Raw genomic sequence first — 12,861 nt, 5'->3', positions numbered from 1 at the left:
AATATATACAATTATTAATGAAAAGATTCCCATTATTTTTTGAATTCCCTTGCTAAGCTAATAGGATTTGTGATAATCTACATACAGAAAACGCGTTATAACAGCGATTTCAACGTATTTATAAACTTTTCGTATGAATTATTTGGAAATCAATTCGGCTTGGTAATCCTTGATTGCCAGGGAATGGAAATTTTGGACCGAAGCTAATATCAAATCACTATTATAGTGTTGTAATAATGATTTTTTATAAAGATTCCTTTTGGGAGGAGGTGAATGGCATGAACAAAACAGAATTAATTAATGAAGTTGTTACAGCAACTGAAATTTCTAAGAAAGACGCTACAAAAGCTGTTGATGCTGTTTTTGATACAATCTTAGAAGCTCTAAAAAACGGTGATAAAGTCCAATTGATTGGTTTTGGTAACTTTGAAGTTCGTGAACGTGCGGCTCGTAAAGGCCGTAACCCACAAACTGGTGACGAAATCGAAATTGCAGCTAGCAAAGTGCCAGCTTTCAAACCCGGTAAAGCGCTGAAAGATGCAGTGAAGTAATTCTACCATTACATACGGGTGCTTAACCGAAAAGGGCCGCGTGAAAACGCGGCCCTTTTTTTGCTTCTTAAATTCCATCTGTGATAATATAAAAGACAGTGAATATTTTAGGAACGCTGTAGATGGTTAATCCGTCACAAGGAAATGACCATCCAAAAACCGCTTCCGGCGAAACTGCCGTTCAAGGGCTCAATGTAGGGGTCTTCTTTAATAATTGCAATTATGGATATCCGGGTGCAACGCGCTTTGGATTTTTTATCTGAATACATAATATTATTGATTTTTTAGGAGGTACAAAAATGGCTAATGTTGATCATGCCAAATTGGAAGAAGCGGTTAAAATGCTTCTTGAGGCTGTAGGGGAAGACCCAACGAGGGAAGGACTGCTGGATACTCCTGGCCGTGTAGCCAGAATGTATGAAGAAATTTTTTCTGGACTTAATCAGGATCCAAAGGAATATTTCGATACTGTTTTTGGAGAGGACCATGAAGAACTCGTACTTGTAAAAGATATTCCGTTTTACTCAGTATGTGAACATCATTTAGTCCCTTTTTACGGGAAAGCCCATGTAGCATATATTCCGAAAAACGGAAAAGTGACTGGCTTAAGTAAATTGGCACGGGCGGTTGAGGCTGTATCGAAGCGTCCGCAGCTTCAAGAGCGCATCACTTCCACAGTTGCTGACTCGATAATGGAAAAGCTCGAGCCTCATGGTGTAATGGTTGTAGTAGAGGCTGAACATATGTGCATGACCATGCGAGGTGTAAAAAAACCTGGATCTAAAACAGTGACCTCAGCTGTAAGGGGAACTTTTGCGAAGGATCATCGTACTAGAGCTGAAGTGCTGGCATTCATTAAAGACTAAGGACATGGGGGCAGGAAAAAATGAATGAAAAAAAGATCTTGAATGATTTTGTCGTAATCAAAGCCATTGAGGATAGTGTGAACGTCATCGGGTTGACAAGGGGAACGGACACCAAGTTTCATCACTCCGAAAAACTTGACTCAGGAGAGGTGATGATCGCACAATTCACGGAACATACCTCGGCAATTAAAATCAGGGGCCATGCAAAAGTCTATACTCCATTCGGAGAGATAGAAAGTGATTCCAAAAAGAATTCACCTGACAAATGATATTCTCATTACTTGGTTAATTAGTAAATCAATCATCTGATATCACGTTTAACAAGCTGTAAATTTCCCGCATCCATTTTTTTGAAGAGCAAAAGTCGATAATTTCCTTACCTTTGGAAGTTTCATTTTATAAACGTTGACCATTTCATCTGATTGTTTTTATGGTATAATAATGTGTATTTTACACAGACAGAAACCAATATGTATGAAAAAAATTATCTTTCGGGGATGCAAGGGTGATCTCAATTGTTAAACATAACGGACGACATAAGGCAATTAAAGCGATTAATAGAAACGAAAGCTCAACATCCATATTTATTGAAGTATATACAAAAGCCAAGCCTGGACGAAGATAAACTGATATTGCTTTGGGGATTGTTTAACGATTTGGACGTTTTAAGCGAAAAACGCAATCAATACATCATTTCAACCATGTTAGTGCAAATAGCTCTGGATACCCATGAAATCGTCTCGAATTCAGGAGAAGGAACCGAGTTGCCCGAGGTATTGAAAAATCGTCAATTACAAGTGCTTGCCGGTGATTACTATAGTGGCTTATATTATCAAGTGCTTGCCAGTGTAGGTAATGTTGATATGATCCGTATACTTTCGAGCGCAATAAAAAAAATAAATGACAATAAAATCATTCTTTACCAACAAGGGTCCATTAATGATGTCCCAACGCTTTTAATGACGATCAAAGCGATCGAGGCTTCCCTGATTCATAAACTCGCGGATTACTATAATGAGCCTACCTGGATAGAAGTAGCGGAAGATCTGCTGCTTTTAAAACGGTTGCATGCCGAGAAGAGCAGTTATATGGAGTCGGGGCAATCGATAGTTTTTGATGTCCTAAGGGAAATGCCTCTCGATGACTCGATTGGCGGGGAAGTTACCATTTCGGAAAAAGAAGAACAGGTACGCACCCAATTCGACAAGTGCCTGAGGGATGCCAGGCAATCCGTACAGTGCTCGATGCGGAAGCTGGCTAAGTTGGATGATGAACTTCTTGAAAGAGTGAAGGCCATCTTGGAACAAACAGAGAGTATAGCAAATTCATATGTGAAAGAAGGGTGAATCATGGAGCAGTCTAAAGAGCAAAAAGTTCATCATGTCTTTGAAAAGATCTACGGAAATTATGACAAGATGAATTCCCTCATCAGCTTTAAACAGCATCTTAAATGGCGGAAGGCTACAATGGCCATCATGAATGTCCCAAAAGGCGCCCATGCACTGGATGTATGCTGTGGAACAGCGGACTGGACCATTGCCCTTGCTAATGAAGTAGGACCAGAAGGAAAGGTTGTTGGTCTGGATTTTAGTAAGAACATGCTGAAAATCGGCGAACAAAAGGTAAATGAACTCAATCTAGAGCAAGTGTCCCTAATGCATGGGAATGCAATGGAGCTTCCTTTTGAGGATAATAGCTTTGACTATGTCACGATCGGTTTCGGGCTGCGGAATGTCCCCGATTACATGAAAGTGCTTAAAGAGTTAAACAGGGTAGCCAAGCCGGGTGGAATGATCGTTTGCCTGGATACTTCACAGCCTACGATGCTTGGCTTTAAACAGGGCTATTATTTTTATTTCCGTTTCATCATGCCCATGTTCGGTAAATTATTCGCAAAAAGCTATAGTGAATACTCATGGCTGCAAGAATCGGCTCGGGATTTCCCTGGCATGAAAAAGCTTGAAAACATGTTCAAGCAGGCGGGAATGGAAAAAGTCAGTTATAAGGCCCATTTCGGTGGGGTAGCAGCAACACATTTCGGGTACAAGCCTTCAAAATAAGCATAATAGCAATGGACAAAGCTGGGTGGAATGTATGAAATTTAAAATGATGTATTCATTTTTGAATGCAGATTTGCAATTAATAGAAAAAGAACTGGAAGCCGCAATCGAAGCGGATTCCACGGTTTTAAGGGAAGCTTCCCTGCATTTGCTGCAATCCGGTGGAAAACGGATCCGTCCGGTATTCGTCCTATTGGGTGCGAAGTTTGGCAACTATGATATTCATGTCGTAAAGCATGTCGCAGCGACTTTGGAACTAATTCATACAGCTTCCCTTGTGCATGATGATGTTGTGGATGATGCGGATTTACGCAGGGGATCTGCTACCATTAAATCAAAATGGGATAATCGTGTCGCCATGTACACAGGCGACTTCATTTTTGCTCGTGCACTGGAAATGATGGCGGTTATCGAGTCTCCGCTAGCGCATCAAATTCTCGCTGATACTATGGTTGAACTATGTCTTGGGGAGATTGAACAAATAAAAGATAAATACAATTTCGAACAGAATTGGCGGATATACTTTAGAAGGATCAAACGGAAAACAGCACTGCTCATTGCATCCAGCTGCCAGTTGGGAGCCATTTCAGCGGGTGTTGAAGAGAGAATTCACCAAAAGCTATTTAAATTCGGATATTATGTCGGTATGTCTTATCAAATCACCGATGATATATTGGATTTTACTGCTTCGGAAGAAGAACTTGGGAAACCTGCCGGCAGTGATTTGATTCAAGGTAATATCACTTTACCCGTATTGATTGCTATGGAAGATCCAAAGTTAAAAAAGCTTATCGAAACAGTTCGGGAAGATACGCCAAAAGACGAAATGTCCCATATAATTCATGCGATAAAAACTTCCGGTGCCATTGAACAGGCAGCGAGGATCAGTGATATGTATTTAGAAAAGGCTTTTACCGAGTTGAAAGGTCTTCCTGCCATTAAAGCTAGAAAAACTTTATCGGATATCGCGAAAAATATCGGAAAAAGAAAGTTTTGATAATGGGAGTTGCGAAACTCATCAAACAATGGTAATATTCTAAAAGTATTGCCTTATATAGGCAAATAACAATGATACATATTAGGAGTGACATTCATGGAAAGAACATTTTTAATGGTAAAGCCTGACGGCGTTCAACGCAATTTAATCGGTGAAATCGTTTCCCGTTTTGAAAAGAAAGGCTTCCTTCTTGCAGGAGCAAAATTAATGGTCATTTCTCAAGAATTGGCTGAGCAACATTATGGCGAGCACAAAGAACGTCCTTTCTTTGGCGAACTAGTGGACTTCATTACTTCAGGTCCTGTCTTCGCAATGGTTTGGGAAGGTGAAAACGTAATCGCTACTGCACGTCAAATGATGGGTGCCACTAACCCTAAAGATGCAGCAGCAGCAACAATTCGTGGCGATTTTGCCGTAACTGTCGGCAAAAACATCATTCACGGATCTGATTCAGCTGAAAGCGCTGTACGCGAAATCGGTCTATTCTTCAAAGAAGAAGAACTTGTTGAGTACTCTAAACTTGTTAACGAGTGGGTTTATTAATTAATACGATTTCTTTAAAAAAGCGGGTTCCATCGTCATTATGCGATGGAACCCGCTTTTTTTAATTGCTTTTTTAGTTTCAAGCAGCAACGTAAGGGATTATTTTAGTTTAAAGAAAATATGGCACTTTCCGATATATATAAAGGTAAGAATCACTAAAATAATTATGTGCAGGGGAGTCGTGGGAATGCCTCAAGAATATGAAGAGTTTATTCGTAATATCAAAATGCTGACAGGCATTGATTTGGCATTATATAAGGAAGGACAAATGAAAAGGCGACTAACATCTCTATATGAAAAAAGAGGATATCATTCATTTCGTGAATACTACAAAGACATGCAAGCCAATCCCGATGTTTTAAATGAGTTTTTGGATAGAATGACAATCAACGTTTCCGAATTTTATAGAAATGCGAAAAGATGGGAAGTGTTGGAGCGGAAAATCCTGCCTAGGTTATTAGAAAGCAAAAAAAAGTTGAAAATTTGGAGTGCTGCCTGCTCAACTGGTGAGGAACCATATACGATTGCCATGATATTATCCAATCTGGTCCCACTTAGCCAGATAGAGATATTGGCAACGGATCTCGATGAAAATGTATTGGAGCGAGCGAAATTGGGGCTGTATCCCGAACGTTCCTTAAATGAAGTGCCTGAGGAAATAAAAAGGAAATGCTTTGAAAAAAAAGCGGATTATTATCGTGTCGATGATGAAATCAAGAGAAGGGTGACCTTTAAAAAACAAAACCTTCTTGCTGACCGATTCGACGAAGGCTTCGATTTAATCGTTTGCCGCAATGTTTTAATTTATTTCACTGAAGAAGCCAAGAATTTATTATATGAAAAATTCAGTGTATCGCTAAAAAGCGGCGGTGTATTTTTTGTAGGAAGTACAGAGCAAATATTCACCCCAGGAAACTATCAATTTGAAACGATCGATACATTTTTTTATAAGAAAAAGGAAATACTTTAGAAAAAAGGGACTGATTCTGCACGTGCGCATTCAGTCCCTTTTCGTTTGCCGTGTAATAGCAGTTCCAGTAGAACTCTAATTTGAAAGAATAAACTATATCGAAAATGTTTAAGTACTTGTAAAATAGAAAGAAAAGTGATTAAATTCAAACAATATGGTTTTTACGTTTTACATATACCCACATTTCATAAAATTGTGGTATATTGATACATATACACTTTAAAGTGCTAAAAGGGGGCTGGAAGATGAGATATTTAACAGCGGGAGAATCACATGGTCCGCAATTGACTACTATCATTGAAGGATTACCGGCAGGAATGCCGATTTCGAAAGAGGATATCAATCAAGAATTAGGACGCCGGCAAAAAGGGCATGGACGTGGAAGAAGGATGCAGATCGAGAAAGATCAGGCTTTTATTTCTTCGGGAATCAGACATGGCTACACACTCGGTTCACCGGTTGCTTTGGTGGTTGAGAACGATGACTGGAAGCATTGGACAAAGATTATGGGAAGCGAAGGGCTTTCAGAAGAGGAAGCTGAAGAAATTAAACGTAAAATCACCCGGCCACGTCCTGGTCATGCCGACTTGAACGGCGGGATTAAATATGGGCACCGCGATTTGAGAAATGTTCTGGAACGCTCTTCAGCCCGTGAAACTACAGTAAGGGTGGCAGCAGGAGCTGTCGCTAAAAAACTATTGTCTTTATTGGGGATAGAAGTGGCATCTCATGTCTTGGAAATTGGCGGAGTGAAGGCAGAACCGCCAAAATACGAAAATATTCAGCAATTGCAACAAGTAACAGAAGAATCTTCTGTTAGATGTTTTGACAAGAACGTAGAACAGCAGATGAAGGATGCAATTGATGAAGCGAAACAAAAAGGAGACTCCATCGGCGGCATCGTTGAAGTGATTGTAGAAGGAATGCCGGTAGGTGTAGGAAGTTATGTGCATTATGACCGTAAGCTTGATGCAAAACTAGCCGCATCGATAATGAGCATCAATGCATTTAAAGGGGTGGAAATAGGTCTTGGATTTGAAGCTGCCCATCTATTTGGCAGTGATGTCCATGATGAAATAGCATGGGACGAAGAACAGGGCTATTACCGGAAAACCAATCGCCTTGGCGGTTTTGAAGGCGGTATGACAACTGGAATGCCGATAGTTGTACGCGGTGTGATGAAGCCGATCCCCACTTTATATAAACCTTTGAAAAGCGTTGATATTGATACGAAGGAAGTGTTTGAAGCAAGTGTCGAACGTTCCGATAGTTGTGCGGTTCCTGCAGCAGCGGTGGTTGCTGAGGCGGTAGTAGCATGGGAACTGGCGGCTGCCATCGTTGATCAATTCCCTTCAGATCGTTATGAGCAATTAGCGGAATACATAAGATCATATCGGGAAGAAGTAAAGGGGTTTTAAAACATGGAATCCATCCAAATAAAAACGGCTTCCAAGCAATATCCGGTTTTAATTGGCAAGAAGGCAATAAATGAATTGCCCGAATTAATATCACATGAATTAAATTATCTAAACAAGATTCTGATCATAACTGATGAGAAAGTGGCGGCACTTCATTTGCAGACCGTGAAAAACGCCCTGATCAAGACGGGGAAACCTGTTCTGCATCATGTAGTGCCAGAAGGGGAGCATGCTAAAACATTCGATGTGTTTTATGAATGCCAAAGCTTCTGCTTAACTCAACAGATTAATCGCAAGTCATTGATTATCGCCCTTGGCGGTGGTGCAGTAGGTGATTTGGCTGGATTTGTTGCGGCTACATTTATGAGAGGGATTCCATTTATACAGGTTCCGACGACTTTACTCGCCCACGATAGTGCAGTGGGCGGCAAGGTTGCCATCAATCACCCGCTAGGGAAAAATATGATTGGGGCCTTTCATCAGCCTGAAGCGGTCATTTATGATCTTGAATTTTTAAAAACTCTGCCCCTTAAAGAATTAAGGTCAGGTTTTGCAGAAGTCATTAAACATTCATTGATAGCAGATAATGAATTTTATCTATGGTTAAAGTCGAATATTGTTGATTTGAATGATATAACGGATGAGCAATTTCTGACAATGATTACAAAAGGGATTGGAATCAAAGCTAAAGTTGTCGAAGAGGATGAGAAGGAAAACGGCATTCGTGCCTTCTTGAATTTTGGTCATACGCTCGGTCATGCAGTGGAAGGTTCAATGGGATACGGAAACTTTACGCATGGGGAATCCATTTTAATCGGGATGGTATATGCTCTTAGATTAAGCAAAAAGAAAGTGGATCTCGATTTTAAACTGGATGAGTTTATTAGCTGGGTATCTTCTTTAGGCTATCAAATAACGATTCCGACCAGGCTTGAACATGCAATGCTGCTTGAATTAATGAAAACAGACAAAAAATCGGTCAATGATTCAGCTACTTTTGTCCTGCTAAACGAAGTGGGGTCACCGCTATTAATGGATATAGCCGACACTGAGCTGATAGAGGAAATGGCCGATATGATATAGAGTTCAGGAGAAGGGGGGACTATGTGTGATAAGAGGAATAAGGGGTGCCACTACTGTAGAAAGAGACACGGAAATGGAAGTGATTTCCGCTGCCGAAAAGTTGATGGCAGAGATCATTCAGGTCAACGAGATTGATCCTGAAATGGTAGCTTCTGTGTTTTTTTCTGCTACGGAAGAGATTCGTTCTGTCTTCCCTGCCAAAGCCTTGAGGAAATTCGAAGGCTGGACTTATGTACCGGTTACATGCATGAAGGAAATACCAGTCAACAATTCCTTGCCATTTTGCATTCGGGTCATGATCCATGTAAATACGACGAAATCTCAAAAAGAGATACAGCATGTATACCAGGCAGGGGCTACGGTATTACGGCCAGATTTGACAAAGCAGATATAAGATGATTTTAAATCTATGAATATGATATACTATTCTCACACTTTCTTACTTTAAAGTGATAAAAATATAGAGGTGATTGACATGAAATGGAATGAAGCGGTCCTTTCCTTGAAGTCTTATCAACCGGGAAAATCCACTGATGAAGTGAAAAAATTATACGGATTGGAAAAAATCACGAAATTAGCTTCGAATGAAAATCCTTTCGGCTGTTCGGAAAAGGTACAGGAGTCCGTTAGGAATTCAACCCATTCGTTTGCCATCTATCCAGATGGGTATGCAACGATGCTAAGGGAAGCTGTTGCAAAACATACAGGTGTGAAAGAAACTCAGCTTATTTTTGGAAATGGATCTGATGAGAACATTCAAATCATCTCCAGAAGCCTATTGGGAGCTGGAAAGAATACGGTCATGGCAACAGGCACTTTTTCACAGTACCGCCATAATGCCACGCTAGAAGGTGCGGAAATCAGGGAAGTTCCTCATATTGATGGTGCTCATGATCTAGAAGGAATGCTTAAAGTTATAGATGAAAAAACAGCTGTTGTCTGGCTTTGTACACCAAATAATCCAACAGGTAAATACATTTCGGAACAGGACTTATTATCATTCATTGAAAGAGTGCCGGATGATGTACTTATCGTTTTGGATGAAGCTTACTGTGAATATGCAACGGCTGAGGATTACCCGAGAACGAATCAATGGATTAATAAATATAAAAATTTGATCATACTCCGGACATTCTCAAAAATCTATGGACTTGCCAGTTTTAGGGTAGGGTACGGATTGGCGGATGAGGATATCATCCAGAAACTGGATCCATCCCGGGAACCATTCAATGTCAACACATTCGCACAGAATATTGCTATCGTCGCTTTGGAAGATCAAGCCTTCATTGAAAAATGCAAGGAAGAAAATCAAAAAGGGCTCAAGCAGTACTATGAATTTTGCAATAAGGTAAATTTAGCTTATTACCCGTCACAAGGTAATTTCATCTTTATCCATTTTAAACAGGATGCCGATGTGGTGTTTCAATATTTACTTGAGCGCGGATACATTGCAAGGTCGGGGAAATCTTTCGGTTTTCCTAACAGCCTAAGGGTCACGGTTGGTTCGACGGAAGAAAATGAAGGAATGATTAACGCTATTAAAACTTTTTTGAATGAAGTTGAGGCACCTTCTGATTCGCTGCTTTAACGTTTCATCAAACCTAGAGGAGCACAATAGATGCGGGGGAGAGAAGAGTGAAAGGTAAGGTTTTTGTAATAGGTCTAGGTCTAATTGGCGGATCATTGGCCATGGCTGTACGCCATGCACATCCTGAAGCCGTGATTGTTGGTACGGACCTAAGTGAAAAGAATATTCAACTATCGATGCTATTGGGGATCATTGATGATTCTGTATCATCATTGGAAGCGGGAGCATGTGATGCTGATTTGATTCTACTTGCTGTGCCTGTCAATGAAACCGTGAAGATTTTAGCTCAATTGGCTGAAATGGATTTAAAAAGTGATGTCCTTATATCGGATGCAGGAAGTACGAAGGATACAGTCGTTAAGGCAGCAAAACCATTGATAGATAAAGGGGTGGCTTTCATCGGGGGGCACCCTATGGCTGGTTCCCATAAAAGCGGTGCTGCGGCAGCCAAATTGCATTTATTCGAACATGCATTTTATTTGCTTACTCCTGGAGATTCCATCGAAGAAGAAAAAGTCGAGCAGCTGAAAGGGTGGCTGCAAGGAACAAGAGCGAACTTTCTGGTTGTGAGTCCTCCCATGCATGATAAGCTGACTGGGGTCATTAGTCATTTCCCGCATATTGTCGCATCGGGGCTCGTTAAGCAGGCAGAAAATTACAGTAAGGAAAATAAGTTGATTTCAAGGCTTGCAGCAGGTGGATTTCGGGATATTACAAGAATTGCTTCAAGCAGTCCGGAAATGTGGCGTGACATTTTGTTACACAACCGGGATGTGTTACTTGAATTAATGAATGATTGGCTGAATGAAATGGAGCATATAAAAGGCCTGGTCGCGAATGAAGATAGTGAAGGAATCCTTCGATTCTTTACCGATGCCAAGATCTTCAGGGATGATTTGCCAACACATGCGAAAGGCGCCATACCAGCGTTTTATGATTTATATATCGATATACCGGATTATGCCGGAATAATTTCTGAGATTACCGGATATTTGGCACAAGAAGGTATCAGCATTACAAACATAAGGATCATTGAAACCAGGGAAGAGATATACGGTGTGCTGGTAATCAGCTTCCAAACGGATGTTGACCGCATAAAAGCTGCAGAGTGTATTTCAAGACATACAGATTATGAAACGATCCTGGCATAACATTTAGGGAAGGATGGTTTTATGAATACAAAAAAATTACAAACGAACATCCAATCATTACGTGGTTCGATTGCCATACCTGGAGATAAGTCGATCTCCCATCGTTCGATAATGTTCGGAGCCCTTGCCGAGGGGGAAACGACAGTCACTAATTTTCTTCCAGGAGCCGATTGTTTAAGTACGATTTCCTGTTTTAAGCAGCTTGGAGTTCATATTGAACAAGATGGCCAGCACGTCAAAATTGAAGGCAAAGGTTTTAATGGATTAAAGGAACCGGAATCAGTACTGGATGTCGGAAACTCTGGTACCACGATCAGGTTAATGATGGGCATTTTGGCAGGACAGGAATTTTCGGCCGTTTTGGCAGGTGACGAATCAATAGCTAAACGTCCAATGACCCGGGTAGTCAACCCTCTTCGTCAAATGGGAGCGGTCATTGACGGTCGAAAAGGAGCCGAATACACCCCCCTCTTCATTAGAGGAGGCAAGTTACAAGGGTTTCGCTATGAATTGCCTGTGGCAAGTGCGCAGGTGAAATCAGCGATAATCTTGGCCGGTTTACAGGCAGAAGGTGAAACGATCATTATCGAACCGGAAGAGACCCGGGATCATACAGAACGAATGATTCAAGAGTTTGGCGGAAAAATCGAAAAAGACGGTCAAACGATTAAAGTAAGCGGAAACCAAGTCTTCAAGGGGACTACCATCCATGTCCCGGGTGATATTTCTTCAGCGGCTTTCTTCATGGTGGCTGCAGCGATTACGGAAAATAGTGAAGTGGTTTTAAAGAATGTCGGCCTTAATTCGACAAGGACTGGAATCATCGAAGTCATGAAATCGATGGGGGCGGATATTACGATTGAGAAGAAGACGAGTAAGGGTGAACCTGCAGGAGACATCACTGTCAGAAGCTCCCGGCTAAAGGGAACGACCATCAGCGGTGATTTAATTCCCCGTCTCATCGATGAAATACCGGTAATTGCACTCCTGGCAACACAGGCTGAAGGGATAACGACAATCAAGGATGCAGCAGAACTTAAAGTGAAAGAGACGAATCGAATTGATACTGTTGCAAATGAGCTTTCCGTCCTGGGCGCAGATATAACCCCGACAGCAGACGGATTGATCATCAAAGGGCGTAAAGCCTTGAATGGTGGTAAGGTTACAAGCCATGGGGACCATCGTATCGGGATGATGCTTGCTGTAGCGGCTTTGATAACGGATGGTGAAGTGGAACTTGCCGACCCTGATGCCATAGATGTATCATATCCACAATTTTTTGGGCATTTGACGCAATTGATAAAGTGAATATAAAAAAAGTTTACATACCTTATTTGGTCTGTAAACTTTTTTTAAATGCTGGAAAGTGTTGAAAGCGCTAACATTTGAGCTTTTTCTATCTGTATTGATCATGAAAATAATGAAAATGGTGTTCATGATCAAAAAGGAGATTTACCATAGCGTGGAGAATTAACTAGTAACCTTTTTTTAATGAGAATGGGAGGGGACTTCATCGATGGAATACAGGGCTACAGTATGGTAAACTAATGAATACTGTTTACTATGCATCTCGCGATTATATGGTATTTTGTTCTTAATGGCAGAGTATGTTACATTATGGCGTGAGTGTGTAT

The 12,861-nt window shown here is 40.9% G+C and carries 15 protein-coding genes; all 15 read left to right on the top strand.

The window, feature by feature from the left end; all coding sequences use genetic code 11:
* Nucleotides 1–278 precede the first annotated feature (278 nt).
* The 15 genes from ACWF5P_RS13655 to aroA all read left to right on the top strand — a co-directional run bounded on the left by ACWF5P_RS13655 (nt 279) and on the right by aroA (nt 12,535).
* Nucleotides 279–551 (top strand): HU family DNA-binding protein, encoded by a 273-nt coding sequence (locus ACWF5P_RS13655; RefSeq protein ID WP_034308023.1) that lies wholly within the window; start codon nt 279–281, stop codon nt 549–551.
* A 122-nt stretch (nt 552–673) separates the two neighbouring features.
* Nucleotides 674–814 carry a hypothetical protein gene (locus tag ACWF5P_RS13650; protein ID WP_157830998.1) on the top strand — a complete coding sequence of 47 codons (141 nt, stop codon included), beginning with the start codon at nt 674–676 and terminating at the stop codon, nt 812–814.
* Nucleotides 815–850: 36 nt separating this feature from the next.
* Nucleotides 851–1,417 carry a GTP cyclohydrolase I FolE gene (folE, locus tag ACWF5P_RS13645; protein ID WP_063233209.1) on the top strand — a complete coding sequence of 189 codons (567 nt, stop codon included), beginning with the start codon at nt 851–853 and terminating at the stop codon, nt 1,415–1,417.
* Between the two features lie 20 nt (nt 1,418–1,437).
* A complete protein-coding gene (gene mtrB / locus ACWF5P_RS13640; protein ID WP_076365643.1) occupies nt 1,438–1,686 on the top strand; it encodes a trp RNA-binding attenuation protein MtrB in 249 nt (82 codons plus the stop codon).
* A 246-nt stretch (nt 1,687–1,932) separates the two neighbouring features.
* On the top strand, nt 1,933–2,763 hold the full coding sequence (locus ACWF5P_RS13635) for a heptaprenyl diphosphate synthase component 1 (protein ID WP_434167332.1): 831 nt from the start codon (nt 1,933–1,935) through the stop codon (nt 2,761–2,763).
* Between the two features lie 3 nt (nt 2,764–2,766).
* Nucleotides 2,767–3,477, top strand: coding sequence for a demethylmenaquinone methyltransferase (locus ACWF5P_RS13630; protein WP_101222421.1), 711 nt, complete (start codon nt 2,767–2,769; stop codon nt 3,475–3,477).
* Nucleotides 3,478–3,511: 34 nt separating this feature from the next.
* The gene (gene hepT / locus ACWF5P_RS13625; RefSeq protein ID WP_402938164.1) at nt 3,512–4,474 is read left to right on the top strand and encodes a heptaprenyl diphosphate synthase component II; all 963 of its coding nucleotides are present in this window, start codon (nt 3,512–3,514) and stop codon (nt 4,472–4,474) included.
* A 96-nt stretch (nt 4,475–4,570) separates the two neighbouring features.
* On the top strand, nt 4,571–5,017 hold the full coding sequence (gene ndk / locus ACWF5P_RS13620) for a nucleoside-diphosphate kinase (RefSeq protein WP_034308008.1): 447 nt from the start codon (nt 4,571–4,573) through the stop codon (nt 5,015–5,017).
* Between the two features lie 187 nt (nt 5,018–5,204).
* The gene (locus tag ACWF5P_RS13615; protein ID WP_434167331.1) at nt 5,205–5,987 is read left to right on the top strand and encodes a CheR family methyltransferase; all 783 of its coding nucleotides are present in this window, start codon (nt 5,205–5,207) and stop codon (nt 5,985–5,987) included.
* Nucleotides 5,988–6,232: 245 nt separating this feature from the next.
* Nucleotides 6,233–7,405 carry a chorismate synthase gene (gene aroC, locus ACWF5P_RS13610; protein ID WP_434167330.1) on the top strand — a complete coding sequence of 391 codons (1,173 nt, stop codon included), beginning with the start codon at nt 6,233–6,235 and terminating at the stop codon, nt 7,403–7,405.
* A gap of 3 nt (nt 7,406–7,408) precedes the next feature.
* On the top strand, nt 7,409–8,488 hold the full coding sequence (gene aroB / locus ACWF5P_RS13605) for a 3-dehydroquinate synthase (RefSeq protein WP_434167329.1): 1,080 nt from the start codon (nt 7,409–7,411) through the stop codon (nt 8,486–8,488).
* A gap of 25 nt (nt 8,489–8,513) precedes the next feature.
* On the top strand, nt 8,514–8,882 hold the full coding sequence (aroH, locus tag ACWF5P_RS13600; RefSeq protein WP_434167328.1) for a chorismate mutase: 369 nt from the start codon (nt 8,514–8,516) through the stop codon (nt 8,880–8,882).
* Nucleotides 8,883–8,963: 81 nt separating this feature from the next.
* Nucleotides 8,964–10,076 carry a histidinol-phosphate transaminase gene (gene hisC, locus ACWF5P_RS13595; RefSeq protein WP_434167327.1) on the top strand — a complete coding sequence of 371 codons (1,113 nt, stop codon included), beginning with the start codon at nt 8,964–8,966 and terminating at the stop codon, nt 10,074–10,076.
* Nucleotides 10,077–10,123: 47 nt separating this feature from the next.
* On the top strand, nt 10,124–11,227 hold the full coding sequence (locus ACWF5P_RS13590; protein ID WP_434167326.1) for a prephenate dehydrogenase: 1,104 nt from the start codon (nt 10,124–10,126) through the stop codon (nt 11,225–11,227).
* 21 nt (nt 11,228–11,248) lie between these two features.
* Nucleotides 11,249–12,535 (top strand): 3-phosphoshikimate 1-carboxyvinyltransferase, encoded by a 1,287-nt coding sequence (gene aroA / locus ACWF5P_RS13585; protein WP_260358995.1) that lies wholly within the window; start codon nt 11,249–11,251, stop codon nt 12,533–12,535.
* Nucleotides 12,536–12,861: the final 326 nt, after the last annotated feature.

This window comes from Peribacillus sp. NPDC055009 (assembly GCF_053608705.1).
Note: the sequence above shows the minus strand (reverse complement) of the source record. Positions and strands in the feature narration are given on the sequence as shown.